General features: G+C 71.6%; 24 protein-coding genes. 10 read left to right on the plus strand and 14 right to left on the minus strand.

What is annotated here, in order from left to right:
- Positions 1 to 198: 198 nt before the first annotated feature.
- Together ACVCAG_RS19490 and ACVCAG_RS19495 are read right to left on the minus strand one after the other, a co-directional pair.
- Positions 199 to 948 (minus strand): SRPBCC family protein, encoded by a 750-nt coding sequence (locus ACVCAG_RS19490; protein ID WP_447190106.1) that lies wholly within the window; start codon positions 946 to 948, stop codon positions 199 to 201.
- Between the two features lie 155 nt (positions 949 to 1,103).
- Entirely contained in the window at positions 1,104 to 2,186 is a 1,083-nt protein-coding gene (locus ACVCAG_RS19495) for a fatty acid desaturase (RefSeq protein WP_440084725.1), read from the minus strand.
- Positions 2,187 to 2,448: 262 nt separating this feature from the next.
- Here ACVCAG_RS19495 and ACVCAG_RS19500 point away from each other — a divergent pair, with 262 nt between their 5' ends.
- Complete coding sequence (locus ACVCAG_RS19500; RefSeq protein WP_440084726.1) at positions 2,449 to 3,330, plus strand: polysaccharide deacetylase family protein; 882 nt, start codon at positions 2,449 to 2,451, stop codon at positions 3,328 to 3,330.
- Positions 3,331 to 3,438: 108 nt separating this feature from the next.
- On the plus strand, positions 3,439 to 5,700 hold the full coding sequence (locus ACVCAG_RS19505) for a hypothetical protein (RefSeq protein ID WP_440084727.1): 2,262 nt from the start codon (positions 3,439 to 3,441) through the stop codon (positions 5,698 to 5,700).
- A 127-nt stretch (positions 5,701 to 5,827) separates the two neighbouring features.
- Here the strand turns inward: ACVCAG_RS19505 and ACVCAG_RS19510 are convergent, their stop codons facing one another.
- Positions 5,828 to 6,355, minus strand: a complete 528-nt coding sequence (locus ACVCAG_RS19510) for a hypothetical protein (RefSeq protein WP_440084728.1) — start codon at positions 6,353 to 6,355, stop codon at positions 5,828 to 5,830.
- Positions 6,356 to 6,897: 542 nt separating this feature from the next.
- On the opposite strand from ACVCAG_RS19510, the gene ACVCAG_RS19515 reads away from it, so the two are divergent.
- Together ACVCAG_RS19515 and cydB are read left to right on the plus strand one after the other, a co-directional pair.
- Positions 6,898 to 8,382: a cytochrome ubiquinol oxidase subunit I gene (locus ACVCAG_RS19515; protein ID WP_440084729.1), complete on the plus strand. Its 1,485-nt coding sequence runs from the start codon at positions 6,898 to 6,900 to the stop codon at positions 8,380 to 8,382.
- An 11-nt stretch (positions 8,383 to 8,393) separates the two neighbouring features.
- Positions 8,394 to 9,335: a cytochrome d ubiquinol oxidase subunit II gene (cydB, locus tag ACVCAG_RS19520; RefSeq protein ID WP_440084730.1), complete on the plus strand. Its 942-nt coding sequence runs from the start codon at positions 8,394 to 8,396 to the stop codon at positions 9,333 to 9,335.
- Between the two features lie 59 nt (positions 9,336 to 9,394).
- Here the strand turns inward: cydB and ACVCAG_RS19525 are convergent, their stop codons facing one another.
- Positions 9,395 to 11,020: an LLM class flavin-dependent oxidoreductase gene (locus ACVCAG_RS19525; protein ID WP_440084731.1), complete on the minus strand. Its 1,626-nt coding sequence runs from the start codon at positions 11,018 to 11,020 to the stop codon at positions 9,395 to 9,397.
- Between the two features lie 173 nt (positions 11,021 to 11,193).
- Here ACVCAG_RS19525 and ACVCAG_RS19530 point away from each other — a divergent pair, with 173 nt between their 5' ends.
- Positions 11,194 to 11,739 (plus strand): MarR family transcriptional regulator, encoded by a 546-nt coding sequence (locus ACVCAG_RS19530; RefSeq protein ID WP_440084732.1) that lies wholly within the window; start codon positions 11,194 to 11,196, stop codon positions 11,737 to 11,739.
- A 165-nt stretch (positions 11,740 to 11,904) separates the two neighbouring features.
- Here ACVCAG_RS19530 and ACVCAG_RS19535 read toward each other — a convergent pair whose 3' ends face one another.
- Positions 11,905 to 12,483 (minus strand): TetR family transcriptional regulator, encoded by a 579-nt coding sequence (locus ACVCAG_RS19535; RefSeq protein ID WP_440084733.1) that lies wholly within the window; start codon positions 12,481 to 12,483, stop codon positions 11,905 to 11,907.
- Between the two features lie 88 nt (positions 12,484 to 12,571).
- On the opposite strand from ACVCAG_RS19535, the gene ACVCAG_RS19540 reads away from it, so the two are divergent.
- The 3 genes from ACVCAG_RS19540 (at position 12,572) to ACVCAG_RS19550 (ending at position 15,069) form a co-directional block, all read left to right on the plus strand.
- A complete protein-coding gene (locus ACVCAG_RS19540; protein WP_440084734.1) occupies positions 12,572 to 13,288 on the plus strand; it encodes an SDR family oxidoreductase in 717 nt (238 codons plus the stop codon).
- Between the two features lie 72 nt (positions 13,289 to 13,360).
- Positions 13,361 to 14,248: an LLM class flavin-dependent oxidoreductase gene (locus ACVCAG_RS19545; protein ID WP_440084735.1), complete on the plus strand. Its 888-nt coding sequence runs from the start codon at positions 13,361 to 13,363 to the stop codon at positions 14,246 to 14,248.
- Positions 14,249 to 14,349: 101 nt separating this feature from the next.
- Positions 14,350 to 15,069, plus strand: a complete 720-nt coding sequence (locus ACVCAG_RS19550) for a spermidine synthase (RefSeq protein ID WP_440084736.1) — start codon at positions 14,350 to 14,352, stop codon at positions 15,067 to 15,069.
- 120 nt (positions 15,070 to 15,189) lie between these two features.
- Here the strand turns inward: ACVCAG_RS19550 and ACVCAG_RS19555 are convergent, their stop codons facing one another.
- Both ACVCAG_RS19555 and ACVCAG_RS19560 read right to left on the minus strand, forming a co-directional pair.
- A complete protein-coding gene (locus ACVCAG_RS19555; RefSeq protein WP_440084737.1) occupies positions 15,190 to 15,609 on the minus strand; it encodes a TIGR03618 family F420-dependent PPOX class oxidoreductase in 420 nt (139 codons plus the stop codon).
- Positions 15,610 to 15,811: 202 nt separating this feature from the next.
- Complete coding sequence (locus ACVCAG_RS19560) at positions 15,812 to 17,038, minus strand: nucleotide disphospho-sugar-binding domain-containing protein (RefSeq protein WP_440084738.1); 1,227 nt, start codon at positions 17,036 to 17,038, stop codon at positions 15,812 to 15,814.
- A 150-nt stretch (positions 17,039 to 17,188) separates the two neighbouring features.
- On the opposite strand from ACVCAG_RS19560, the gene ACVCAG_RS19565 reads away from it, so the two are divergent.
- Complete coding sequence (locus tag ACVCAG_RS19565; RefSeq protein WP_440084739.1) at positions 17,189 to 17,785, plus strand: TetR family transcriptional regulator C-terminal domain-containing protein; 597 nt, start codon at positions 17,189 to 17,191, stop codon at positions 17,783 to 17,785.
- 355 nt (positions 17,786 to 18,140) lie between these two features.
- Here the strand turns inward: ACVCAG_RS19565 and ACVCAG_RS19570 are convergent, their stop codons facing one another.
- Together ACVCAG_RS19570 and ACVCAG_RS19575 are read right to left on the minus strand one after the other, a co-directional pair.
- Entirely contained in the window at positions 18,141 to 18,497 is a 357-nt protein-coding gene (locus ACVCAG_RS19570) for an antibiotic biosynthesis monooxygenase (RefSeq protein WP_440084740.1), read from the minus strand.
- Positions 18,498 to 18,625: 128 nt separating this feature from the next.
- On the minus strand, positions 18,626 to 19,516 hold the full coding sequence (locus tag ACVCAG_RS19575; protein ID WP_440084741.1) for a pirin family protein: 891 nt from the start codon (positions 19,514 to 19,516) through the stop codon (positions 18,626 to 18,628).
- Positions 19,517 to 19,603: 87 nt separating this feature from the next.
- On the opposite strand from ACVCAG_RS19575, the gene ACVCAG_RS19580 reads away from it, so the two are divergent.
- The gene (locus tag ACVCAG_RS19580) at positions 19,604 to 19,948 is read left to right on the plus strand and encodes a winged helix-turn-helix transcriptional regulator (RefSeq protein WP_440084742.1); all 345 of its coding nucleotides are present in this window, start codon (positions 19,604 to 19,606) and stop codon (positions 19,946 to 19,948) included.
- Positions 19,949 to 20,108: 160 nt separating this feature from the next.
- Here ACVCAG_RS19580 and cutA read toward each other — a convergent pair whose 3' ends face one another.
- The 5 genes from cutA to ACVCAG_RS19605 all read right to left on the minus strand — a co-directional run bounded on the left by cutA (position 20,109) and on the right by ACVCAG_RS19605 (position 25,782).
- Complete coding sequence (gene cutA / locus ACVCAG_RS19585) at positions 20,109 to 22,499, minus strand: aerobic carbon-monoxide dehydrogenase large subunit (protein WP_440084743.1); 2,391 nt, start codon at positions 22,497 to 22,499, stop codon at positions 20,109 to 20,111.
- Between the two features lie 73 nt (positions 22,500 to 22,572).
- Positions 22,573 to 23,049, minus strand: a complete 477-nt coding sequence (locus tag ACVCAG_RS19590) for a (2Fe-2S)-binding protein (RefSeq protein ID WP_350970475.1) — start codon at positions 23,047 to 23,049, stop codon at positions 22,573 to 22,575.
- On the minus strand, positions 23,042 to 23,911 hold the full coding sequence (locus ACVCAG_RS19595) for an FAD binding domain-containing protein (RefSeq protein WP_440084744.1): 870 nt from the start codon (positions 23,909 to 23,911) through the stop codon (positions 23,042 to 23,044). The genes ACVCAG_RS19590 and ACVCAG_RS19595 overlap by 8 nt, the downstream gene beginning before the upstream one ends.
- On the minus strand, positions 23,908 to 25,296 hold the full coding sequence (locus ACVCAG_RS19600; RefSeq protein WP_440084745.1) for a solute carrier family 23 protein: 1,389 nt from the start codon (positions 25,294 to 25,296) through the stop codon (positions 23,908 to 23,910). The genes ACVCAG_RS19595 and ACVCAG_RS19600 overlap by 4 nt, the downstream gene beginning before the upstream one ends.
- A gap of 270 nt (positions 25,297 to 25,566) precedes the next feature.
- Entirely contained in the window at positions 25,567 to 25,782 is a 216-nt protein-coding gene (locus tag ACVCAG_RS19605; protein WP_362681009.1) for an RNA-binding S4 domain-containing protein, read from the minus strand.
- Positions 25,783 to 25,789 lie beyond the last annotated feature (7 nt).

Below are 25,789 nucleotides of genomic sequence, written 5' to 3' on the forward strand. Positions count from 1 at the left end.
AAAATGCCGGGAGGTACACGTTTCACCGGTCAAGCGCGCGGGCCGCTTGACCCGAACACCGCCGGTTCTTCACCGAGGCGTGATCAGCTCCTCGGGCCGGCGGGCACGGTCACCGCCTCCCGCCGCTTCCCGCCGGAGAGCGGCGTCCCACCGGCAGGGTCGTCCCCCGGAGGAGCCGCGTCCTGTCGCGGAGCGCCGTCACCGCCTCCCGCCGGTACGGCCGAGCAGCCAGCCGATCACCGCGCTGCCGAGCGCGACGCCCGCGCCCATCCCGAACGCGGCGAGAAGCGACCAGGCGGGGACCCCGGGCCTGGGCTGCTTGGCCGGGCGTTCGAAGACGTGCGCGGATCCGGGCCGGCCGGCCGCGACCGGCGATCCCGGCGCGGCGACCTCGGCGGACACGGCGGGTGCGGCGGGCGACGGACCGCCGCCCGGCGCGATCCGGGTGAGGACGCCGGAACCGGGGACGGAACCGAGAGCGGGAACGGGGGCGGGAGCGGCCGGAATCTCCCCCGAGGCGAGGTGGCTCTCCACCGCGGAGAAGAACTCCCCCGCGGTCTTCCTCGCGACGGAGCCCAGCATGCGCTGACCGACCCCGCCGATCATGCCGCCGATCACGGCCTCGGCGTCGTAGTCGATCCGGGTGCCGCCCTCGACCTCGCTGAGGCGGATCTCCACGGTGGCGTCCACGGTGCCGGGGGCACCCTGGCCCCGGGCCCTGAGCACGAACCGTGCCGGCGCCTCGGGCTCCGACAGGGCGACCTCGCCCTGGTAGACGCCCTTGATGGAGGCCACCCCCGCGGTGACGGTCATCCGGTAGGTGTCCGGCCCCGTCTCCTCCAGGCGCTCGCAGCCGGGGATCGTGCGTACGAGCACGGCCGGGTTCTGGAGCGCTGACCACACACGATCTCTGTCGATGCCGAGCACGGCACTGCCTGCGAGCTTCACACCAAGCACCCTAGGCAATCGCCGGGCGGGCGGATAACAGCAACATCTGCCCGCCGGCGGGACCCGCCCTTGTCAGTGCTGCCTCAGTGCCTCGAACCGGCCTCCGGCGTACCCGGAACGCGGGCCGGGGCCCGGCTCGGGCGGGACACCACGGATCAGCCGGGCACGGGACTCCCGGACCGCAGGGGCACGCCCACGTCGTGCAGGTGACGCAACGCCTGCGCGTACGAGCTGACGATCCCGGACTCCAGGTAGTCGACCCCCAGCTCCTCGCAGTACGCCCGGACGATCGGCTGGGCGCGGCGCAGGTTGGGCATCGGCATGCTCGGGAAGAGGTGGTGCTCGATCTGGTAGTTGAGCCCGCCGAGCACGACGTCCAGGACCACGCTGCCGCGCACGTTACGCGAGGTCAGCACCTGGCGCCGGAGGAAGTCGAGCTTGTCCTCGCCCCTGAGCATCGGCATGCCCTTGTGGTTGGGGGCGAAGGTGCAGCCCAGGTAGACGCCGAAGATCGCCTGGTGTACGAGGAGGAAGACCACGGCCTTGACGGGTGACAGCACCGCGAACAGCGCGCCCAGGTACAGGACGGCGTGCACGACGAGCAGCGACGCCTCCACGGCCCGGTGCTTCATCGTCGGGCGCGTCAGCGCCCGGACGCTGGACACGTGGAGGTTGAACCCCTCGAAGGTGAGCAGCGGGAAGAACAGGAACGCCTGCCAGCGGCCCACGAGCCTGGGCAGCCCCTTGCTCGCGGCGGCCTGCTCGCGCGACCAGAGCAGGAAGTCGGGGTTGACGTCGGGGTCGTGGTCCTCGTGGTTGGGGTTGGCGTGGTGGCGGGTGTGCTTGTCCATCCACCAGCCGTAACTCATGCCGATGGCGAGGTTTCCGGCCACCAGCCCGGCGATCTCGCTGGAGCGGCGGGAGCGGAAGACCTGGCGATGGGCCAGGTCGTGGGCGACCAGCCCGATCTGGGCGAACACCACCGCGAGGAAGACCGCCACCAGCAGCTGGTACCACGAGTCACCGAGGGTGAAGAAGGCGGCCCAGCCGCCGACGAAGGCCGCCGCGACCAGGCCGAGCCGCGCGGCGTAGTAACCGGGGCGCCGATCGAGCAGTCCCGCCTGGGCGATCCGGCGCGACAGGCGCGCGAAATCGCTGCCCCGCTCTCCTTCTCCGGGGACGGCGTTCTCGGGGACGACGGGAGGATCCGCGTCATCGATCGCGGTTGAGTTGGTCACGGTTCTCCTCAGATGGGCCGGATCACTCGACATGATCACGTCAGCCGGTGGCGCCACGGATCGACGTCGACCAAGCAAGACGACCATCCCAGGATTCCGTGCCCGCCGTAATCCCAAACCCCCGCTCACACCCCAGCTTGTGGTAGTGCTGGCCCTACCCTGGCAGATGCCATGATTCCCGGATGATCACGCGATAGCCGCCGGAGTCACTCCTTTCAGGACCGCTGTGTCGGACTCCCGGCTGCTGGCAGGATGGTCGCCCATGGCATCGGGGACATACTGGACGATCAGAACGGCGGCGGCGACGGCTCTGGCGGTGAGCGCCGGGTGCGCCACGAGCCCCGACGGCGGAAGGACCGGGGCCGGCGCCACCCCCGGTCCGGGCGCCTCCCACGCGTCGAAGGCCCCCTCCGGTGCGGGCGACCGGGCGGCGAGACCGGCCGGGCCGCCCGGGGTGACGCCCAGGCCGGGTGAGGTGGGCCGGTTCCCCCGCCCCGGCGACGGCCTGCCTCCGGTGATCAGCTCCATTCCCACCAGGCGGAAAGTCGTCTTCCTCACCATCGACGACGGCTGGGAGCAGGATCCCGGCTTCGTGGCACAGGTCCGCGACCAGCGGATCCCGGTGGCGGCCTTCGTCACCCGCGACGCCGTGGAGGCCAGGGGCGCGGCCGATCCGACCGCCCAGGGCGGCAGGTTCCTGGGCGCGGGCAAGTGGGAGTACGTGCGCGACCTGCGCGACGCGGGGGCGACGATCGAGAACCACACGCTGACCCATCCGAACCTCCCGGCGCTCGGCTACGAGGGGCAGAAGACCGAGATCTGCGGCATCTCCAAGCTGATCCGCAGGCACACCGGCACCGCGCCCACGCTGTTCCGCCCGCCGTTCGGCAACCACAACACCCTGACCCGCAGGGCCGCCAAGGCCTGCGGCATCGACGCGCTCCTGCTCTGGACCGCGACCGTGCAGCCGGGTGGGAAGATCGCCTACCAGGTGCCCGACAAGAAGCTCCGCCCCGGCGACATCCTGCTGCTTCACTTCCGCCCGAACCTCGCCCGCGACTTCAGGATCCTCGTCGCGAAGATCAAGCGCCGGGGTTTCGAGATCGGCAACCTCGGCGCGTACCTGAAGGCGGCGGCCCGCTGACGCGATGACCGGCCGTCCGGTCCTCGCGCGTTTTCGTGAATGTCCCTGGCGGCCGGCGCGATACCGGGCCATTCTGTGGCGAAGACCCGGCATGGAAGGCGCTGGAGATTGACGGACACCGATCGGGAAAAGGTCTTCGCGGAGGTTCTGGCCCAGGTTCTGGACGAGCCGGAGCTGACCGCGAGCATGAACGACGTCGACGCGCCGTCAGCCGGCGAACTGCGTGAAGCCGCGATGGACGAGCGAGCGTCCATTCTGGGACAGGCCAGGAACGCGGAGGAGGAATACCGCCGGGCCACCACCGCGGAGGAGGAACACCGCCGGACCACCGCCCAGGAGCGGACCAGGCTGGGCACACGACGTCTGACCTGGATTCTGTACCGCATCGCGTGGGGAGCGGCCCTGCTCGCCACACTGGCGTTGGGCGTGGTGGGCGGCTGGGACATCGAGCTCAAGGCGGCCATCACCGAACGTCGCCCTCTCTCCGTGGGCTACGTCGCGCTAAACGGGGTCGGATTGCTCCTGGCGATCCCCCTCATAGGCGCGCTCGTGGCCCTCGCCACCCGGTGGCTGTTCTGGCTCTTTTCACCCGCCGTACGCGCGAGGACTCCCTCGGCCGAGGAGCGGCAGACGGCGGTGACGGTGACGGTGACGGTCTGGACCGTGGCGGTGATGGTGGCCTCGAATCTCGCCTTCTCCGCCCAGGAACTGGTCTGGCAACTCGTCCACCAGCGTCTGCAGGGGCCGGATGAATCCTACGGCTGGTGGGGGTGGGTGTTCCTCGGCGCCCTGGCCGTCTACGCCGCGGCACTCCTGCCGTTGAGGAAGGAGCGGTCCCGCGCGTTCGTGGAGCTCACGCCCGAGTTCACCGATTCCAGCGCGGGCAGGGGACAGGCCTCCTGGCTGGAGAGCGCGTGGCGGGAGGCGCTCCACGAGAGCCTGCTGGGCTTCATGCGCGCGCAGATCAGCACCCGGATCAGCACGCAGTTCGCGCGCCGGTACGCCACGACGCTCGACATCGGAACCGCTCCGGGCCTGCGCCGGATACGGGCGCTGGACTACCACGTGCCGACCTCCGCGGAGAAGAGGCTGATCATGATCAGCGACGGGATGGACGGCGGAAGCATCGCGCTGTCCGGACCACGCGGGGTGGGCAAGACCGAGCTGCTGAGGACGTTCTGCGCGGAGGGCGACGGGGCCGCCCGTGGCGCGGCGGCCAAGCTGAGCGTCGAGGTGACGGCGCCGGTCGTCTACGATCGGCGCGAGTTCATGCTGCACCTGTTCGCCAAACTCTGCGTTCGCGTGATGAACACCGGCCTCAAGGCGTCGAACGAGGCCTCGAGGAACCTGCGGCAGATCCGCTACCTGCAGACGCGGTCGGCCGAGGCGACCGCGAACGCGGGCTGGGGCGGCTGGGGGCTGTCGGTCAGGCGCGGGACGGGTCACGCGCGCCAGCCGCTCACCTACCCGGAGATCGTCCAGGCGCTGACGGACTTCCTTGACGTGGTGGCGAAAGAGCTCGACGACGCCAGGCCCGCGCGTCGCCTGGTGATCGGCGTCGACGAGCTCGACCGGATCGTGCCCGCGACCGACGCGCGCGACTTCCTCAACGAGCTCAAGGCCGTCTTCGACGTGCCGCACTGCCTGTTCGTGCTGTCGGTCTCCGACGAGGCGCTCAGAGAGGCGGATCTCGCGCCGGCGGGCCGGCGCGACGCCTTCGACAGCGCCATCGACGAGGTCGTCCGGGTCGAGCCGCTGGACCACCCCACCGCCGTGAAACTGCTCGACACCAGGGTCATCGGCCTGCCCGCGCCGTTCGCGGCACTGTTCTACTGCCTGTCCGGCGGCATCCCGCGCGATCTGCTCCGCACGGCACGGGCGGCGGTCGCGCTCGTCACACCGGATCGGCCTCGTCCGCTGGCCGAGGTCACCGCCGCCCTGATCGACCGCGAGCTGGCCCGGATCGCCGTCAGCGCCGGCACGGGCACGGAGGCTTCGGAAGAGCTTCTCCGGTTCTTCCAGGCGGATCTGGTCCACGCGCACGGCGGGCTGGGCGAGCTCGGAGACCGCGTCACCCGGCACGCCGCCGTGACCACGGACGGCGCGACGTCGGGGACGACACTCGCCAACCGCGCGTACTACATGGACACCCTGTCGAGGATCTTCTCGGCGGACCTGTCCAGAGAACTGGTCGTCAAGGCATCCGATCCTCGATTCCCCGGCTCCTTCTCGGCCCTGGCCCGGGCACAGCGCGAGATCGGCACGACCGGCACGCTGACCAGATCGACCCTGCAGCAGATCAGGCAGGCGTGGGCTCTCCCGCCTCTCCCGCCTCTCCCGCCGCTGCCGCCCGCCACGCCGGCACGGTGAACCGCTCGCCCGGCCGCGGCGGCGGAAGCCCCGGACCGGACGGCGGAACTCCCGCCCCCGTGCGGGAGTTCCCGGCCGGACGGCCCGCCCCCGGTGCGGGGGACGGACCGTCCGGGGATATATGTGATCACTCGCTCTCGGCGGTGTAGAGGTACTCCCAGTCGCCGCACCGGGTGGGGTAAGAGCTGTGCAGGCCGATCTGGCAGACCTTGACGCGGACGCTGTCGACCTTGTGCTTGCTGAAGGCGAAGTGCTTGGCGCCCCCGGCGTTGCAGTACTTGTAGGACTTGCCGTCGTACCACTCGCCGCCGCCGTCGCCGAAGTGGTGGACGGCGAACTTCACGTAGGCGCACTTGCCGCCCTGCTTGTACGTGCGGTGGTCGAGGTCGTACAGCTTGCCCTTGACGTCGACCCGGTTCCACTTCTGCTGGTCGTCCCACTCGACGCCGATCCAGCCGCGGCTCTTGGCCCGGTGGTTGGACGAGAAGTAGTGGCCCCAGTTCTCGCTGTAGTCGTAGCCGGACGAGCCGGTCGCGGCGGTGGTCGCCGCCGCCGGGGCCGCCGTGGTCGCGGCGTGCGCGGTGGCGGGCGCGGCGAGCGCGATCGCGCCGAGGGCGGCCGTGGCCAGCAGGCCGGTGGCAAGTCGCTTGATCATGATTTCTCCTTTACCTCCCCGAACCGGCCTTTGCCGATTTCCCCCTGGAGTGACTCCTTTGTATGGGGAGAGGCTTGCAGGTCCCCGTACCGCTCCTTACGGAGCACTTGCGAGCCGTTTGCAGTGGCTTGACCCGGTCGTGTGGAGAACAACCCGGTCGTCGAGGGTGGCGGGTCCGCCGCCCGGCGTACCGGGAAATCACCCCGGAGGCGGACGCCTCGCGGGGGGTGCCCGGCCCACCATGGAGTCACGCCCCGGGGGACGGCGGCACGGGGATCGCCCGGCGTGACGGGAAGGACGCCCCTTCGGGCGGGGGACATCCGGGGAGGGGTCCCCGGTGGCGCACGGGAGAGCCGGCGTCGCGAGCCGACGGAGACGATCTCGGTCCAACGGAGAAGTGCGGTCTCCCGGCGGACCATGTGACGAAGATCGCAGTAGCTCGCGGCGCCTCTCCCGCCCATAGCTCTACAAGCCGTAGTACTACTAGAAGTAGAACTACAAGCTGTAGAGCTCCAGGCCCGCGAGGGGAACGAAGGGGAACGATGGAAGCGCTAGACCTGGCCCGGTGGCAGTTCGGGGTGACCACCGTGTACCACTTCCTGTTCGTACCCCTGACGATCGGGCTCGGCGTCTTCGTGGCCGGGCTGCAGACCGCGTGGTACCGCACGGGAAAGGAGCACTACCTGCGGCTCACGAAGTTCTTCGGGAAACTCTTCCTGATCAACTTCGCGATGGGCGTGGTGACCGGCATCGTGCAGGAGTTCCAGTTCGGCATGAACTGGAGCGAGTACTCGATCTTCGTGGGCGACGTCTTCGGCGCCCCGCTGGCGCTGGAGGCGCTGCTCGCCTTCTTCCTGGAGTCGACCTTCATCGGCCTGTGGATCTTCGGCTGGGACAGGCTTCCCAGACGCGTCCACCTGGCCACCATCTGGGCCGCGGTCATCGGATCCAACCTGTCGGCGTACTTCATCCTCGCCGCCAACGCCTGGATGAAGCACCCGGTCGGGTACGAGGTGGTCGACGGCAAGGCCAGGATGACGGACCTGTGGGCGGTGCTCACCAACTCCACCGCGCTCGCCCAGGTGCCCCACGTGATCGCGGGAGCCTTCGTCGTGGCGGGCGCCTTCGTGCTGGCGGTCTGCGGCTACCACCTCCTGCGCGAGCGCCACACCGCCTCCGCCGCCACCGGCACCACCACGACCACGGCCACCGGCGGGACCGCACCGGCGTCGCGAGGTGTGAGCATCTGGCGGACCCCGATGCGGGCCGCGCTGGTGATGACGGCGATCGCCGGGGCCCTGGTCGCGGGCAGCGGCGACATGTCCGCCAAGCTGCTGTACGAGCAGCAGCCCATGAAGCTCGCCTCGGCCGAGGGACTCCGGCACGACACCGCCGGCGCGCCGTTCTCCCCCGTCCCCGGGCTGGAGGTGCCCATGCTGCTCAGCTTCCTGGCCACCGACGACCCGAACGCGGTGGTCCAGGGCACCGAGGACCTGCAGGCGCGGTACGAGGAGCGGTTCGGCCCCGGCGACTACCGGCCCAACCTCCCGGTGGTCTTCTGGTCCTTCCGCGTGATGATCGTCTTCGGTCTGTCCACGGTGGGCCTGTCGGTGCTCGGCCTCTGGCTCACCCGCCGGAGGCGCCGCGGCACCCCCGTGGCCGCCCGTACCCCGCGGGAGGTCCCCGCCTGGTTCGCCCGGATCTGCCTGCTCGCGCTGCCGCTGCCGACGATCGCGATGATCTCCGGCTGGCTGCTCAGCGAGATCGGCCGCCAGCCGTGGACCGTCCAGGGAGAGCTGCTCACGGCCGCGAGCGTCTCGCCGGGCGTCAGCCTGGCCGAGGTGGCCGTCTCGCTGACGGTCTTCACGGTGCTGTACGGCGCGCTCGCGCTGGCCGAGGCGATACTGCTCACGCGCCACGTCAAGACGGGCCCCGAGCCCGCCGCCCCCGCCGCTCCCCGTACGCCGCCCTCCCGCGACGACGACGAGAGCGCGGACGCCCGGCTCCAGCCGACCCTCATGTACTGAAGGCGACGACGATGGAACTCACCACCTTCTGGTTCGCGGTCATCGCGTTCCTGTGGACCGGCTACTTCGTGCTGGAGGGCTTCGACTTCGGCGTGGGCATGCTGGCACCGGCGCTGGCCAGGAACGAGGCCGAACGCAAGCAGGTCCTGGGCACGATCGGCCCGGTCTGGGACGGCAACGAGGTCTGGCTGATCACCGCGGTCGGCGCCATGTTCGCCGCCTTCCCCGCCTGGTACGCCGGGCTGCTCAGCGAGTTCTACCTGCCGATCGTGCTGGTCCTCGTCGGGCTGATCGTGCGCGGCGTCGGCCTGGAGTGGCGCGGCAAGGTCCGGCACGCCGCCGACCGCGCCTGGTGCGACCTGGGCGTGCTGGCCGGCAGCGCCCTGCCCGCGTTCCTGTGGGGCGCCGTCTTCGCCGACCTGCTGCGGGGCAGCGCGACGGCCGCCCTGGTCGGCGGGCTGTTCTCGCTCTCGGTGTGCGTGCTGCACGGGGCGGTGTTCGTCGCGCTCAAGACCACCGGGCCGGTGCGCTCCCGCGCCCGGCGCGCCGCGATGCTCGCCTCCGCGGTGGCGCTGCCCGCCGCGGTGGCGGCCCTGTCGCACATCCCCGTCGCGGGTACGGCGGTCGGCGCCTGGTCGGCCGCCCCGTGGCTGTGGGCGGGCGCGCTCGCCTCGATGGCGGCCCTGGCCGCCGGGGTCGCGCTGACCTGGCGCGGCCGGGACGGCTGGGCGTTCGCCGCAACGGCCTCGTCCATCGCGCTGGGCGGCGCCGCCCTGTTCGGCGCCCTGTGGCCCGCCCCGTTCCCCGGCCTCACCGTCGCCGAGGCCGCCTCGGGCCCGTACACGCTGGGGGTGCTGACCTGGATCGGCCTGATCGCGCTGCCGTTCGTGCTCGGCTACCAGGCCTGGTCGTACTGGGTCTTCCGCAGGCGCCTGGTCGCCGAGGTGTCCTGAGAACGCCGGCCGCCTCGACCGGCCGTCTCAGTACCGGACACCTCTCGGTACCGGCCGCCTCAGTGCGCGCCGAGCCGGGCGATCGGCTCGACGAGCTCCCTCTCCTCGTAGGACAGGTGCGACAGAAGCGCGTCGGTCAGCAGGTCCAGGGCGGCCCACAGGGCCTTGTGACCGTCGGGTTCCGAGACGAAGGCGACCAGCGCCCGGTCGACGCCTTCGAGCACCTCGTGGATGGCGTGGTGCTCCTGCTCCAGACGGTCGACGACGGGCGCCAGCCTGGGGTCCGCCCGGCGCAGATGGGGAAAGAGACTCTGGTCCTCGATGGTGTGGTGGGTCGTGACGATCCGGCAGTAGGACTCGCAGTACACCCCGGCCGTCCAGTTGTTCTGGCGCATCGTCATCGTGTTGATGTGCGAGCGCGCGACGCCGGGATCCATCGCCCCGGCGGTGACCTCCTCGACGAGCCGCCGGACCTCGGCGAGCTCCTGGCGGAGCTGGTCGTGGACGTCGACGAGATGGCGTCCGGCCGCCTGCTCCCTGGCGGTGTAGGTGCGGGCCGGGTCGGGGGCCGGGCCGGTGGGACGGGTGGACTCGTCCCAGACCCGGACGTCGGTGAGCCGGGTGCCGTCGTCCGGGGTCGGCATGAACCCCAGTGCGGGGGCCCCGCCTCCGGTGCGGGCGGGCACGACGGTGGCCGGTGAGGTGGCGGGCGCGGTGGCCGGTGACGCGCTCCGGTCACCGGCCCGCGTGCCCGTCCCGGCCGGCCGGGACCGGTCCTCGGCGGCCGGCGCGCTCGAGGCGGCGCGCTCGGCGGCCACGAGCTCGCGCACGCCGGGGACGACCTCGGCGGCGAAGCGCCGGATGTCGTCGGGGTCGTCACTCGCGAGGATGTAGGCGCTCATCCCCTGCTCCAGGGTGAGCTCGGCGAGCTGCTCGACCCAGACGCTCGCCGGCCCCTGGAGGAAGGCCCGGCCGGAACCGGTGAAGGTGCCGGCGATGTTGTACAGGCGCCGTACGTCGGCCGGTGAGCGCCCCGCGCCGAGAGCGGCCTCGTCGATGATCGCGTTCATGGCCGGGAGGGCGTCCAGGGCGGCGTAGGCGTGGGTGGGCAGCCAGCCGTCCGCGAGCCTGCCGGTCATGTCGAGCATGCGCTTCTTGTAGGCCCCCAGCCAGATGCCGACCTCGTGGGCGGGCGCCGGACCGGGATGCGCCCCCCAGACGCGGTGGTGGTGGCCGTCCACCCGTACGGCTTCGCCCCCTTCCGCCCATATGGCTCGGATGACCTGGATGCCCTCCTCCAGCGCGTCGACCCCCTGGGCGGCGGTCAGCCGGGGGCCGCCGACGGCGGCGATGCCGTCCCGGAAGCCGCCCGCTCCGAGCCCGAGCTCGACGCGGCCTCCGCTGAGGATGTCCAGGGTCGCGACGCTGCGGGCGAGCACCGCGGGCGGGCGCAGGGGCAGGTTCGCCACGTTCGGCGACACCCGCACCGTCGAGGTGCTCGCCGCGATGACCGACAACAGCGTCCACGTGTCCAGGAACCGCGCCTGGTACGGATGATCCTGCACGGTCACCAGGTCCAGACCGGCCTGGTCGGTGAGCCGGGCGAGCGCGACGACTCTCTCGGCCTGGTCGGCCATCGGGGTCAGGAAGGTCCCGAACAGCAGCTCGTGCCCGTAGTCGGCCATGTCTCTCCTCGGTGCGTCATCTCGGCTGCGCGGCACGCGTCTCCCGGATGCCCGGGTTCCCGGACGCGTGGACGCGTGGCGCCGCGATGGTGCGGCACGACAGATCGTATGCAAAGCAGATGAATTGTCAAACAGAAGGTCTTGACGACCGTCGATCCTGGTAATCTCGTGACATGCCCGCAACCCCACGTTCCGGCGCCGAGACCCCGGACGCCCTGGACACCGATCTGGGCTGGACACTCGGGGTGGTCTTCCGCTCCTACGTCAGGACCGCGAACGCGCTGGTCAGCCATCTCCCCGGTGGCCCGCGCGGCTACCAGGTCCTCGTCGCCGCGGTCCAGGGGCTGCCCGGCGGCCAGGGCGCGCTGGCACAGCGCCTCGGCGTCGACAAGACGGTGATGACCTACCTGCTCGACGACCTGGAGAAGGCCGGCCTGGTCGAGCGCCGCCCCGACCCCGCCGACCGGCGCAACAAGCGCGTCGTCGCCACCGAGCGGGGCAGGGCGACCTGGACCGACACGCAGTCCCGGCTGGAACACGCCGAGGAGCACGTGCTGGCACCGCTGGACCCGGCCGACCGCTCGGTGTTCCGGGAGCTGCTGCGGAAGCTGGCCGTCCAGGCCAACAGCGTGGACCCGGTGCACAGCGCCTGCCGGCTCGTCGAGGAGCTGGACCCCGACGGCGCTCCTCCCAAACCGCGGCGCTCCGCCCGCGGCTGAACGCCGGCCGCCGCGGACACCCTCCCACCTGACGACCGCCCAGGCCTCCGGCCCGGAGCGGTCCGGAAGACCCGGGAAAGCCCGGAAGTCCCGGGAGGCCCAGGGGATTCGAGAGACCGACGGCCGCCCCCGCTCCCCACGACCGGCTCCCGGCCCGGAACGGGCCTAACCGGCGCGCAGCCCGCCGGCGTCCAGCAGCACCGACGCGGTGGTGACGGCCAGCCCCCCGACCCCGCTCCCCCGAACCACCGCGCGGGCGGCCAGCCCGTCGAACACGATCGTCAGCTGGTTCGCCAGCGTCTCCGGATCGTCCGCGCCGCCGAGCGCGGCCTGCCGCGCGAAGAAGTCGGTCAGCTCCTGCTTGCGCGCACGGGCCACCAGGGCCGCCGGGTGGGCCGGGTCCTTGAGCTCGGTGGCGGTGCCGACGAACGGGCACCCGCGGAAGGCCGGATCTCCGGCCAGCGCCTCCAGCCGTTCGAAGACGTGCACGATCCGCTCGCGCGGGGTCAGCCCGGCCGCCTCATCCGGGAAGTAGTCCGCGAGGACGTCCGCCCCGAGCAGCGCCAGGCTCTCCGCGACCAGCTCGTCCTTGGTCTCGAAGAGCTGGTACATCGACCGCTTCGAGACCCCGGCCGCCCGGCAGAGCCGCTCGACACCGGTCGCGGTGATGCCCTCGCGGTAGAAGAGGTCCGCCGCGGCGCGCAGCAGCCGCTCGCGGGGGGTGGCCTTCAGGATCGTGCTCACCCCTGAAGGGTACCTCCCGATTTGGCGTTGGAAACCGATCGGTTTACCATGGCGGAAACCGATCGGTTTCCACCTTCTGGAGGCTCACATGAAGATCCAAGACGCCGTCGTGCTCGTCACCGGCGGCAACCGCGGAATCGGCAGGGCCCTGGTCGAGGAGGCTCTGGCGCGGGGCGCGCGCAAGGTGTACGCCGCCGCCCGGGACCCGAAGACCGTCTCCACCCCGAACGCCGTGCCCCTGAAGCTGGACGTCACCGACCCCGAGGCGGTCGCCGCGGCCGCCGAGCAGGCCTCCGACGTGACCGTCCTGATCAACAACGCCGGCGTGGACCTCGCCATCGACGACATCCTGACCCACGACCTCGACGACGTCCGCCGCGAGTTCGAGGTGAACTTCTTCGGCCCGCTGCGGCTCATGCGCGCCTTCGCCCCGGTCATCGCCGGCAACGGCGGCGGCCACATCCAGAACGTCAACTCGGCCCTGGGCCTCCTCGTGGCGCCCGGTTTCGGGTCGTACACCGCGTACGCGTCGACCAAGGCCGCGCTCCTGATGGCGACCAACGGCCTGCGCGACACGCTCCCCGCGCGGGGCGTGGAGCTGTCCAGCCTTCACATGGGCTTCACCGACACCGACATCCTGCGGGACCCGACCGTGCAGAAGACCCCGGCCCCCGAGATCGCGCGGAAGGCGCTCGACGGCATCGAGGCCGGAGCGGCGGAGATCCTCGCGGACCCGATCAGCGTGCAGGTCAAGGCGGCGGCCGCCCTGGACCCCGCCCAGGTCTTCCCCCGGGCCGCCGCCTGAGGCGCTCCCCTCACGCCCGGCCACCCGCCGCGGATTGACCTCAAGGGGACTTGAGGTTGAAGGATGGCCTCCATGGACATCGGAGTGATCCTGCCTTCCGTCGCCGTGCAGCGGGAGCAGCGGCTCGACCTGGGCACCGCCGCGCGGCACGCGGAGGAGGCGGGGCTGGACGGCGTCTGGCACGGCGACCACCTGGCCACCGGGGCGGCCTCGCTGGACTGCGCCGTGGCACTGGCCGTCGCGGCGGGGGCGACGACGCGGATCCGGATCGGGGCGAGCGTGTTCGTCCCGGCGATCCGTCCCCTCGCCTGGTCGGCCAAGCAGATCGCGAGCCTGCAGCACGTCTCGGGCGGGCGGCTGGTGCTGGGCGTCGGGTCCGGCGGCGGAGCCGGGCAGTGGGCGGCGGCCGGGGTGCCGTACGGCGAGCGCGGCAGGCGGACCGACACCGCGCTGGACCTGCTCCCGCGCCTGCTGGCCGGCGAGACCGTCACATTGGCGGACGAGCCGGCGAAGGTGCGGCTCGAACCGGCCGTGACGCCCCCGCCGATCTGGGTCGGCAACGCGTCGGCGGTGGCCGTGCGGCGGGCGGCCCGCCACGGGGACGGCTGGTTCCCCTCGATGGTCCCCCCGGCCGCGGTGGCCTCGGGAAGGGCCGTGCTGGCCGAACTCGCCGCCGCCCACGGACGCCCGGAGCCGGTCGTCGCCATCGGCGCCACCGGCGTCCTCGGCTCGGCACCCGGCCTGCCCACCCGCGCCTCCATCGCCTCGGGCATCACCGGGTACGGCATCCCGCTGGAGGAGGCGACGAGACTCCCCGTCACCGGGAAACCCGCACGGGCGGCCGAGCAGCTGGCCGCCTACCGTGAGGCAGGGGCGCGTCACGTGGTCCTGGGATTCGCCGGAGGCGACTGGCGCGAGCAGTGCGACCTGCTCGCCGAGGTCCGCGCCCTCCTGCCCTGACCACCGAAACGCCTCCGCCAGGATAGATTCAGGCCCGGTACCACCGGGGCCGACCCGGGCATCGGCCCGGCCGCCTCCTTCGCCATGGACGGACGGCTGCGATGAGCGCGCGTTTCGAGGAGATCGACTGGCGTCCGACGCCGATCGGCGCCATCAGCCTGCGGCGCCGGCGCGAACCCTCGCTCGGCATCGACGTCTACGAGATCAAACTCGACGACGACTTCCTCATGTCGAGCCTGTTCACGGTGGCCGAGATCGAGCTGGCCCGGCTCGGGCTGGCGGCGCTGCCGGGCTCGGACCTCGACGTCGCCGTGGGCGGGCTCGGGCTCGGATACACCGCCCAGGCCGTGCTCGAGGACTCCCGCGTGCGCTCGCTCGTCGTGATCGACGCGCTCGGCGAGGTGATCGAGTGGCACGAGCGGGAGCTGCTGCCGGTCGGCGCCCGGCTGATGTCGGACCCCCGCTGCCGCCTGGTCCACGGTGACTTCTTCGCGATGGTCGCCGCCGGTCCGGGCCTCGACCCCGAGACCCCGGACCGGCGCTTCCACGCCGTCCTGGTGGACATCGACCACACGCCGCGCCACGTGCTGCACCCGAGCCACGCCGCCCTCTACACCCCCGAGGGCCTGCGCCGGCTCGCCGAACGCCTCCATCCGGGCGGTGTCTTCGCCCTGTGGTCGGACGACCCGCCGGACCCGGACTTCGCCGCCGTGCTCGCGGAGGTCTTCGCGACCTCGCGGGCGCACGTCGTCACCTTCCCCAACCCGCTGCGGGGCGGCGAGTCGGCCAACACCGTCTACGTCGCGACGAACGTCACCTGACGCCCCGGCGCCGCCCGCCTCCTCGGCATCCGGCCGCGTTCGGTCCGGGGACGGCCCGTCAGGCCGGGCGAGATCCGGTCTCGACCGGCGGGCCGCCCGGCACCCGGACGGGAGTGAACGTCAGCCGGGCTGGTCGCTGTCCTTGTGCGCGCCCCAGCCGTGCCAGGAATCGACCTCGATCCAGGCGCTGACTCGGCTGCGGTTCCGGTCCGGATACTCCTTCCCCAGATACTGGCGGGCCAGCCGGTCGATGTCGGTCAGATCTCCGTCGTCGCGCATCTCGGCGATGTGCCCGACGACGCTGACGTGGGTGTACCAGTCCTTCTCGTCGAGCACGGTGAGGGAGACCCGGGGATCCTCGCGCAGGTGCTCCAGCCGCTTGCGGCCCCCGTCCATGTTGACCAGGATCCGGCCGTCGTCCCAGAGATACCAGGTGGCCGTGGACACGGGCTGGCCGTCGGGCCGGAGCGTGGTGATGACGGCGTGATTCGGTTTCCTCAGCATGGCGACTGCTTCCTCGGGAAGCGGCGGCTTCGACATGATCACTCCTCTTCGCCCCGGCGTCCCCTGCGGTGAGGGCGGCGCGTACGGTTCACGAGATACACATCCACGGTGTCACATCCCGGATGGTGACGATCCGGCGACCCTCCGTAAACGGCCGCTCGCCGGCCTCCGAGGGACCCGCCGCGGCTCACGAGCCTCGCCGCCCGGTGCCGCCGCACGTCGCCGGCGCCCCACCGGATCAGCCGCCGATCCTGCCCACCGCCTCGACGACGGCTCCGGCACCGTCCTCGGCCTCGATCCGCCCGGCGAGAATCCCGGCCCTGTCGCGATAGGACCGCTCCGACACGGCGGCGTCGAGGGCGGCCGCGAGTCGCCCGGCCGACAGGCGTTCGAGAGGGATCGCGGCCGGTCCCACGCCGAGTGCCGCGAGACGCGAGGCCCACAGCCGCTGGTCGGCCATCGCCGGCACCCCGACGGCGGGCACTCCGGCGCGCAGCCCGGCCGCCGTGGTCCCGCAGCCGGCGTGGTGTGCCAGCGCGGCCATCCGAGGGAACAGCCAGGAATGCGGCACGTCTCCGACATGGAACACGTCGTCACCGCCGAGGCCCGGGTCAGCCGTGCCGGTCTGCAGCACCCCGCGCAGCCCGGCCCGCCGCAACGCGGTCACGGCCACCTCGTCCGCCCGCGCGAGGGGGCCGGAACCCATGCTGCCGAACCCGATGAAGACCGGCGGCGGCCCCGCGTCCAGGAAATCGACCAGCTTCGCGGGCGGTCGCCAGCCCGGTGGATCCTCGGGCCACCAGTATCCGGTCACCTCGAGCCCCTCCCTCCAGTCGGCCGGGCGCGGCAGCACGCTCGGGCTGAAGCCGTGGAAGACCGGCCAGCGGGTGGATTCGCGACGACGGTACGTCGCGGTGGCGGTGGCACCGGGAAGCCCCAGGCGGGCACGCAGTCTTCTGGCGCCCAGATAAACCGGCGAGGGCGTGGTGAACGCCAGCCGGGCCGCCGTGCGATTGCCCCATCGGCCCAGCGAACGGGTGAACGCGCCCAGGACCGGGGAGAAGTCACCGGTCGGATCGACCGGCTGGAGATACGCCCCCATGCTCGGAACCCCCATGGCCTCGGCCACGTGGATTCCGGCCGAAGCCGGCACGTTGAGGAGCAGCACGTCGGCACCGCGTTCGGCCGCGGCCACGATCCCGTCGCCCGTCTGGCGCTCGTACTCGGCGAACATCCCGACCTTGGCGGTCATGGACGTCCGCCCATGCCCCTTGCCCGCGGGAAGGAGGGGGAGCGGGTCGCCGGGGATCGGCCGGAACTCCAGTCCACACGCCCTCACCATCTCGGCGTGGGGCTCATGGGCCGCGATCGCCACCTCGTGCCCGGCGGCACGGAGCCGGCAGCCCAGCCCGGTGTAAGGGGCGACGTCGCCTCGGGTGCCGATCCCGATGATCAGCACTCGCATGCGGGCGGGCCTTCCGTGCCCGACGGGGCGCCGACACTGCGTGCGGTAAAGACGGGCATGGGCACGGCCTCCTCGGACGGCACAATACAATGCACTCGCATTGTAAAAAGAAGAGATGCCGCATTCAATACGACCGCATGGGAAAAACGGATGCCGAAGAAGGTGGATCACGAGGTGCGGCGGCGCCACATCGCCGAGGCCCTCCACCGGGTCATCGACAGGGACGGGCTGGACGCCGTCAGCCTGCGGGAGGTGGCGGCGGAGGCGGGCGTGTCCATGGGGATGGTCCAGCACTACTTCGCGACCAAGGACGAGATGCTGATGGTCGCGCTCGAGCACCTGAACGCGCGCATCGGCCTGCGGATCGCCGCCGCCCGGGATCGGGGCTCACCGCGAGAACTCGTACGCGCCGCAATCCTGGAGTTGCTGCCGCTGGACGACGAGCGCCGCACCGAGGCCCGCATCGCACTGGCCTACCTGGCCCGGTCGGTCGTGGCCGTCGACCTCGCGGACCTCCTGCGGGCCGCCCTGCCCCACGTCATCGGGTTCTACGCCCAGCAGATCAGGATCGCCCAGGGCGACGGTCAGGTCCCGGCGACCCTCGACCCCGAGCGTGAGGCGACGATCCTGTTCGCCCTCGTCCAGGGCCTCGTCAACCCGGCGCTGATCGGCCACCACACCCCGGAGGCCGTCGTGGCGACGGTGGACTATCACCTGGACAGGCTGTTCCCCCGCAGCGACCCGTAGCGCGTACCGGTCGGAGACTCCGAGCGAGCCGATCTCGGAGGCCCGGCCTCCACCGCCACCCCCGCGGCGAGGCCGGCCGCGCCCGGCGCCCCAGATCCCGGCCACCGATCCGACACGGAGTACCACTACGTCCACCTGTCGCAGGACAACACCATCTACCCGCACAACGGCATCTTCGTGGTGAACGACGCCGACCGGCTGCGCATCAACGACCAGTGGACCGGCACGGTCGGCGCTCCCCCTGCGGTGACCGGGGGCTGACCGGTCTTCCCGCATCGCGCTCCCGTGTCGGAACCCTCGCGAGGGGAACGGTCTGCGCCGTCCGGCCTCGCCGTACCGGGCCTGCCATCGCGTGTCAGGCGTCCAGGGGCCGGAGCCACTTCGCCTCGAGTCGCCCTTCCAGGAGCCTGCCCGCCTGGCCGAAGTACTCCTGCACGAACGGCTGCCGCATGTGCCGCACCATGTCCGCACCGCTCGAGAAACGCTCGTAGATCGCGTAAACGCCGGGTTCCTCGTCACTGGTGTGGACCACGTACTGCTCGCAGCCCTGTTCCGCGCGTATCAGCGGAACGACCGACTTGATCAGCTCTTCGAACTCCTTGTCCTTACCGGGCTTCGCGCGGCCCACCGCGTGAACGGCGACCGGGCCGGTCGAGGCGAGCACCTCGGCCGGCACCAGTCCCTCGGGAACGGCACCGTCGGTGTTGCTCATGGGATGGATCCCTTCACAGCATTGGTCCCTCACCCGTACGGGGGTGAGGCGATGAGGATGTTCCAAGCCGCCGCGCGAACACGAAGAGGCGTTGCCACGCGTGTTCGACAAGCGGCGACCCCGGCCGACTACGCACCGGCGGGCAGGCGTGTGTGCCGGGGGATCTTGCCGAACTTGCCGGAGTGGAAGTCGCGGTAGGCCTGTTCGATCTCGGCGCGAGTGTTCATCACGAAGGGGCCGCTGGCGTACACGGACTCACCGATGGGCCGCCCGGCGAACAGCATCACCTTGGTCTGTTCGTCACCGTCGCCGGTGGCCAGGGTCAGCGTGGTCGCGTCGCCCTGCCGGGACACCGGATCGGACCAGGCGACCTGCCCGGCGTGCACGGTCCGGCCGGCGATCGTCAGCCGGCCCGAGAGCACGTACGCGAACGCGCGCTGGTCCCCGTCGAGCAGCTGCCGGTACTCGGTCCTCGGGTCGAGCGTGATCACCATGCCCAGGATCGGCCAGTGATTGAGCGCCGGCCCGCGTGCCGGCCCGGTCTCCCCCGAGATCAGCTGGACCAGCACACCGTCCTCGGTGTGCACGGCGTGCATGCCGGCCCGCAGGTCCTGGTAGCGGGTGGGTACCATCTTCTGATGCGCCGGCAGGTTGACCCATATCTGGATGATGTGGGCCCGCTCGGAGCGGGCGGCGACCTCACGGTGGATGATGCCCCGCCCCGCGGTCATCCACTGCACGTCCCCCGCCCCGAGCACACCGGCGTTGCCCATGCTGTCGCCGTGCTCCAGGGCCCCGTCCAGGATCAGGGTCACGGTCTCCAGCCCGCGGTGCGGGTGCCAGTCGAACCCCGGTTGGTTGACCAGTTCCTCCCCCATCACCAGGAATGGATCGGTCCAGGCGCTGTTGCCCGGTGCGATGATCATCGCGCTGTGATCGGACATCGCGGTCGCACCGATGTCCACCTTGTCGAGAACCCGGTTCACCTTCCGGCTCGCCGGCACGGTTCGCGTGGTCATGACGCCCCTCCCTTTCGTCGGTCGTCAAAAGCATCCATCCGCCGGCCCGGGTTGGCAAAGGACACCAAAGTTACTTACATTTGGAAAGTGACTACGCCGCCCAGCGCTCCGATCGACGAGGAGCACTGCCACCGCATCCTGCGCGCGATCGACATCATCGGGACCCGCTGGACCGGGCCGATCCTGCTCGCCGCGGTCCGCGGCGCCCGCCGGTTCAAGGAGTACCGCGCCCTGGTGCCGGGCATCTCGGATCCGCAGCTCACGCTGCGGCTCAAGCAACTCCAGGCCCGCGGGCTCATCGAACGCACGGTGATCCCCAGCATGCCGGTCCAGATCACCTACGCCCTCACGCCCGACGCCGAAGAGCTGATCTCCGCCCTTCAGCCGTTGTCGCGCTGGAGTGAGCAACATCTCCCGGCCGGCGACGTATGACCCGGAGCGGCTCCCCGCCGGTCCGGTTCGGCACCGTCCGGGACCACGACCGCCCGGCCGGATGATCCCGCGGAGTTCGGGAAGATTCCCTCATCCCCCTGGGAACGGGTCCTGCCCGGCCGAGAAGGCCTGGCCCCGCAGACCCTGAAAACGCCAGGGGTCAGCCCGCGGCGGCGCGACGCAGGTCGAACAGGTCCGACGGGGAGATCGGCATCCTGTCGATCCTGATCCCCTCCGCGTCCTCGATCGCCGAGGCGATCACCGCCGAGACCGGGATGACCCCCGCCTCGCCCGCGCCCTTGATGCCGAGCGGGTTGAGCGGGGACGGCGTCTCCAGGTGGGCGGTCTCGATGAAGGGCACCTCGGTGGCGTACGGCATCAGGAAGTCCATGAACGAGGCGTTCAGCAACTGGCCGTGGCCGTCGTAGACCATCTTCTCGTACAGGGCCCCGCCGACGCCCTGGGCGACCCCGCCGTGGATCTGGCCCTCGACGATCATCGGGTTGATCAGCCTGCCGCAGTCGTGGACGACGGCGTAGCGCAGGATGCGGATCTCGGCGGTGAGCGGGTCGGTCTCGACGATCGCCGCGTGCATGCCGGAGGCGAAGGTCGAGCGGATCGGCGAGTAGTAGTCGCGGCCCTCCAGCCCGGGCTCCTCCCCCTCCGCCACCGGCGGCCGGTCGTAGGCCGCGGCGCCCGCGAACTGGGTGGCCCTCGCCGCCTCCTCGTCGAAGGCGTAGCGCAGCGGGTTGGACAGCACCGCCACGGTCGCCAGCGGGATCGAGGCGCCGGGGGTGCCCGCCACCCGCACCTCCCCGTCGACGATCTCCAGGTCGCGCGGGTCGGCCTCCAGCGCGTCGGCGGCGATCCGCAGCGCCTTCTCCCTCACCTTCCTGCAGGCGAGCGCGATCGCGTTGCCGCTCATCACCGCGGCGCGCGAGGCGAACGTGCCGACCGCGTAGCCGAACCTGCGGGTGTCGCCGGTGACGACCGAGACCCGCTCCATCGGCACGCCCAGCTCGGACGCGGCGATCTGGGCGAACACCGTCTCGTGGCCCTGGCCTTGGGAGGTGAGGCCGGTGGAGACGTGCACCCGGCCGTCGGAGGTGATCTGGACGTGCCCGCCCTCGTACGGGCCGACGCCGGTGCCCTCGACGTAGCAGCCGACGCCGATCCCGATCGTGCGGCCCTCCTCGGCGGCGCGGGCCTTGCGCGCCGGGAAGTCGTCCCAGCCGATCAGCTCCTTGAGCATCCGCAGCGACTCGGGGTAGTCGCCGCTGTCGTAGATCAGCGGGCGGCCGTCCTGGAAGATCAGGCCCTGGTCGTAGGGGAACTCGTCGGGCTGGATGAAGTTGGCCGCGCGCACCGCCGTGCGGTCGGCCCCGAGATGCTCGGCGATGTGGTCCATGGTCCGCTCCATGCAGAAGACCCCCTGGGGGCGGCCCGCCCCGCGATACGGGGTGACCTGCACGGTGTTGGTGTAGATCGAGGAGAACTCGACCCGGTAGGCGCCGATCCGGTAGGGACCGAGCAGCTGGGTGGAGGTGATGATCGGCACGATGATCCCGTACGGCGTGTAGGCGCCGTGGTCGTGCAGGATCTCGACGTCCAGGCCGAGCACCCGGCCCTCGTCGTCGAAGCCGACCCGGACCGACTGCACCTGGGCCCGCTCGTGCGCGGAGGAGACGAAGTGCTCGCGCCGGTCCTCGGTCCACTTGACCTGGTGGCCGAGCGTGATCGCCGCCCACGGGACCAGGATCTCCTCCGGCCACGGGTGCACGATCTTCACACCGAAGCCGCCGCCCACGTCGGGGGCGATCACCTCGACCTTCGGCAGCGGCAGGCCGAGCTTGGCCGCGATGGCCATGCGGACGCTCGTGGAGGTCTGGGTGCTGGAGTGGACGCGCAGGGACCGGTCGTCGGCGTCCCAGCGGGCGTGCACGCCGCGTCCCTCCAGCGGCATGGACGCGCTGCGCTCGATGTCGAGCCGGAAGGACAAGGTGTGCGGCGCGGCGTCGATCGCCTCGCGCGCGCCGAGCCCGGCGGCCGAGGGCACCTCCTGGACCAGGTGCGCGCCGACGTTGCCCGGCACGCCCTCGTGGACGAGCTGGGCGGACTGCGCGGCCTCCTCCACGCCGACCACCGGCTTGAGGATCTCGTAGTCGACCCGGATGAGCGCGCAGGCGTCCTCGGCGAGGTAGCGGTCGCGGGCGACGACCATCACGACGGGCTCGCCGACGTGCCTGACGATCTCGCGGGCCAGCGGGTACGCGGTGCGGCCGTGGGTGAGCGCCGGGTGCGGGATGAGCAGCGGCAGCGGCTGGGCGAGCGCGCCGGGCAGGTCCTCCCAGGTGTAGATCGCCACCAGCCCGTCGACCTCGACGGCGGCCGAGACGTCGATGTCGCGGATCCTGGCGTGGGCGTGCGGGGACCGGACGAACGCCGCCTCCAGCGCCCCGGCTCCCAGGTCGTCGACGTAGCGGCCCTGCCCGGTCAGCAGCCGGGGGTCCTCGCGCCGGGTGACCGGTTCGCCGAACAGTTTCGTGGTCATGATGATCGCCTCACCTGCCGGCCCGCCGGGACGTGTCCCCCGCCTCGCCCGCCCGGGTGTTCGCCACGCCCGCTCACGGCTCCTCCGCCATGATCTCGGCCGCGCGGTGGACGGACTTGACGATGTTCTGGTACCCGGTGCACCGGCACAGGTTGCCGGAGATGCCCTCCAGCACCTCCTCGTCGGTCGGCGCCGGGTTGTCGCGCAGCAGCGCGGTCACCGTGCACAGGAAGCCGGGGGTGCAGAAGCCGCACTGCAGGCCGTGGCACTCGGCGAAGGCCCGCTGCACCGGCGAGAGCGTGCCGTCCCCGTCGGCGAGCCCCTCGACGGTGGTGATGTCGCGCCCGTCCACGGTGACCGCGAACGTCAGGCAGGAGCGGACGGGCTCGCCGTCCAGCAGCACCGTGCAGCAGCCGCAGACCCCGTGCTCGCACCCGACGTGCGTGCCGGTCAGCCCGAGATCGTGCCGCAGGCAGTCGGACAGCAGCCGCCGCGCCGGGACCTCGGCCTGCCGGAGCACCCCGTTGACGGTCAGCGTGATCTCATGCATCCGCGGCCTCCCTGGCGGCGTCACGGAGTGCCTGCTCGGTGAGGACCCCGGCGAGGTGCCGCCGGTAGGCGGCGGTCGCGTGGATGTCGGTCTCGGGATCGACCCGTTCCCGTACGACCCGGGCCGCCGAGTCCCAGTCGGCCGAGGCGGCCGGGCGGTGGCCGACGGCCTCGGTGACGTCGACGAACAGCGGGACGAGGGCGAGGCTCACGCACGCCACCGCGGCCGAGGTGATCCTCAGGTCGTCGTCCAGGACGACCAGCGCCGCGATCCCGGCCAGGGCGTAGTCGCCGTGCCGCCGGGCGACCTCGCGGAACGCGGTGCCCGAGCGCGGGGGCGGCGCGGGGAAGAACGCGGAGACGGCCAGCTCGCCCGGGGCGAGGGCCGACTCCAGCGGGCCGGTGAAGAAGGCGTCCGCGGGGACGTCCCTGACCGCGCCGGGCCGCGCCAGCCGTACCGAGCCCTTCAGCAGGGTGAGGACGGCGGGCAGCTCGGCGGCGGGGTCGGCGTGGGCCAGGCTGCCGACGACGGTTCCCCGGTTGCGGATCACCGGGTGGGCCACCAGCCGGAGCGCCTGGCGCAGCAACGGCTGGGCGGCGGCGGCCGGCTCGTGCCGTTCCACCTGGGCGTGCCTGGCCAGGGCGCCGACCCGGACACCGTCCGGTGCGACGTCGACGAACGCCAGCTCCGGCAGCCGGTTGATGTCGACCAGGTGGTCAGGGGCGGCCAGCCGCATGTTCAGCAGCGGGATCAGGCTCTGCCCCCCGGCGAGCACCTTGCCGTGCTCCCCGGCCCCGGCGAGGGCGTCGAGCGCCTCGCCGAGGGAGCGGGGGGCGTGGTATTCGAACGGGGGTGGCTTCACCCGGCGGCCTCTCGTTGCGGCTCGGACACCTCTGGACCGGCGCCGCCGCCGGTGCCGCCGCGCCCGGCGATGACCCGGAGCAGGTGGTAGCCGGCCACCACCACGATGGTGCCGAGGGCGATGCCCTCCAGCGTGAAGTCCGAACTGATCATATGCTTGACCGGGCCGATGGCGAGGATGATCCCGGCCCCGATCGGGACGAGGTTGACGGGGTCGGCGAAGTCGACCCGGTTCTCGACCCAGATCTTCGCGCCGAGCAGGCCGATCATGCCGTACAGGATGACGGTGATGCCGCCGAGCACGCCGCCCGGCGTGGCCGCGACCAGCGCGCCGAACTTGGGGCAGAGTCCGAACAGGATCGCGATGACGGCGGCGATGTAGTAGGCGGCCGTCGAGTAGACGCGGGTGGCGGCCATCACGCCGATGTTCTCGGCGTAGGTGGTGGTCGGGGAGCCGCCGAAGGCGCTGGCCACGACGGTGGCGGCGCCGTCCGCGGCGACCGCCCGGCCCATGTACGGGTCGACGTCGGTCTTGGTCATCTCACCGACGGCCTTGACGTGGCCGACGTTCTCGGCGACCAGCGCGATCACCGCCGGGAGGACCAGCAGCACGGCGGAGAACCTGAAGTCGGGGAAGTGCATGCTCGGCAGGCCGATCCAGTCGGCCGACGCCACACCGCTGAAGTTCACCCTGGGGTGCGTGTCGACCGCGCCGGTGGCCGCGTTGAAGGCGGTGATGTTCCCGAAGACCCTGTCGGCCACCCAGGAGAGCAGGAAACCGATGACCAGGCCGAGCAGGATGCCGATCCTGCCGATGAAGCCCTTGAAGAGCACGATGATGACGAAGGTGACGGTCATCGTGATCAGGGCGATCCACTGGTCCTGCGGCCAGTAGATGTCGGCGACGACGTACGCCAGGCCGAAGCCGATCAGCATGACGACGGCGCCGGTGACGACCGGTGGGAAGACGCGGTTGATGATCTGCACGCCGAGGAAGTGGATGGCCACGCCCACGAGCGCGAGGACGAGCCCGGCGACGAGGATGGCGCCGGTGACGATCGCGTCGGTGGCGGGCGTGTCGCCGCCCATGAGCGCCCGGATGGCGAGCACACCGCCCACGAACGAGGCGCTGGTGCCGAGGTAGCTGGGGACCTTCCCCTTCACGATGAGCAGGAACATGATCGTTCCGACGCCCGAGAACATGATGGCGACGTTGGGGTCGAGTCCCATCACCAGGGGGAAGACGAAGGTCGCGCCGAACATCGCGACGACGTGCTGCGCCCCGAACCCGACCATGCGCGGCCACGACAGCCGCTCGTCGGGTCTGACCACCTCTCCCGGGGCGAGTGTCCTGCCGTCGCCGTGTTTCGTCCAACCTGCAACCATCGAGCCCCACCTTTCACCGGGCCGTCGGTCGGTGACCACCCCGCGGGCTTCCCTCCGGCGAATCCCCTTACAGCTGTTGCGGGCACGTTAGGACGGAAAGCATGCCCTTACACCGTCATGATCTGCCAAATCTGAGCGGCCGACCAGTGGACACCTCGCGCACGGCCTATCTACCCGCCCGGTGAGAATCGCGTACGTCGCCCCCGCGGGCCCGGCGAGGATCACGCACGGTGCACCCGCCGGCCCGGCGGGAGTCACGCATGACGCGCACTACTTCGCGACCACGTGGATCTCGAAGCCGTCGCCGGTCACCACCTGCCCGTCGCGGATCTTGCAGGTCTTGCGGAGCTCGACCTCGCCGTCCACCAGCACGTTGCCGTCGGCGATGAAGTGCTTGGCCTGGCCGCCCGTCTCGGTGACGCCGCAGTATTTGAGCAGGTCGCACAGCGGGATGTATTCGGTGTCCAGCTCGAAGGTCTCGTTCACGCCGAAC

Source organism: Streptosporangium sp. G12, assembly GCF_052983175.1.

Bases quoted from the DNA above. Each gene is read 5' to 3' on its own strand.
- ACVCAG_RS19500 (WP_440084726.1), top strand. From the start codon at position 2,449: ATGGCATCGGGGACATACTGGACGATCAGAACGGCGGCGGCGACGGCT.
- ACVCAG_RS19510 (WP_440084728.1), bottom strand. From the start codon at position 6,355: ATGATCAAGCGACTTGCCACCGGCCTGCTGGCCACGGCCGCCCTCGGC.
- ACVCAG_RS19515 (WP_440084729.1), top strand. From the start codon at position 6,898: ATGGAAGCGCTAGACCTGGCCCGGTGGCAGTTCGGGGTGACCACCGTG.
- cydB (WP_440084730.1), top strand. From the start codon at position 8,394: ATGGAACTCACCACCTTCTGGTTCGCGGTCATCGCGTTCCTGTGGACC.
- ACVCAG_RS19525 (WP_440084731.1), bottom strand. From the start codon at position 11,020: ATGGCCGACTACGGGCACGAGCTGCTGTTCGGGACCTTCCTGACCCCG.
- ACVCAG_RS19530 (WP_440084732.1), top strand. From the start codon at position 11,194: ATGCCCGCAACCCCACGTTCCGGCGCCGAGACCCCGGACGCCCTGGAC.
- ACVCAG_RS19540 (WP_440084734.1), top strand. From the start codon at position 12,572: ATGAAGATCCAAGACGCCGTCGTGCTCGTCACCGGCGGCAACCGCGGA.
- ACVCAG_RS19545 (WP_440084735.1), top strand. From the start codon at position 13,361: ATGGACATCGGAGTGATCCTGCCTTCCGTCGCCGTGCAGCGGGAGCAG.
- ACVCAG_RS19550 (WP_440084736.1), top strand. From the start codon at position 14,350: ATGAGCGCGCGTTTCGAGGAGATCGACTGGCGTCCGACGCCGATCGGC.
- ACVCAG_RS19555 (WP_440084737.1), bottom strand. From the start codon at position 15,609: ATGTCGAAGCCGCCGCTTCCCGAGGAAGCAGTCGCCATGCTGAGGAAA.
- ACVCAG_RS19560 (WP_440084738.1), bottom strand. From the start codon at position 17,038: ATGCGAGTGCTGATCATCGGGATCGGCACCCGAGGCGACGTCGCCCCT.
- ACVCAG_RS19565 (WP_440084739.1), top strand. From the start codon at position 17,189: ATGCCGAAGAAGGTGGATCACGAGGTGCGGCGGCGCCACATCGCCGAG.
- ACVCAG_RS19570 (WP_440084740.1), bottom strand. From the start codon at position 18,497: ATGAGCAACACCGACGGTGCCGTTCCCGAGGGACTGGTGCCGGCCGAG.
- ACVCAG_RS19575 (WP_440084741.1), bottom strand. From the start codon at position 19,516: ATGACCACGCGAACCGTGCCGGCGAGCCGGAAGGTGAACCGGGTTCTC.
- cutA (WP_440084743.1), bottom strand. From the start codon at position 22,499: ATGACCACGAAACTGTTCGGCGAACCGGTCACCCGGCGCGAGGACCCC.
- ACVCAG_RS19590 (WP_350970475.1), bottom strand. From the start codon at position 23,049: ATGCATGAGATCACGCTGACCGTCAACGGGGTGCTCCGGCAGGCCGAG.
- ACVCAG_RS19600 (WP_440084745.1), bottom strand. From the start codon at position 25,296: ATGGTTGCAGGTTGGACGAAACACGGCGACGGCAGGACACTCGCCCCG.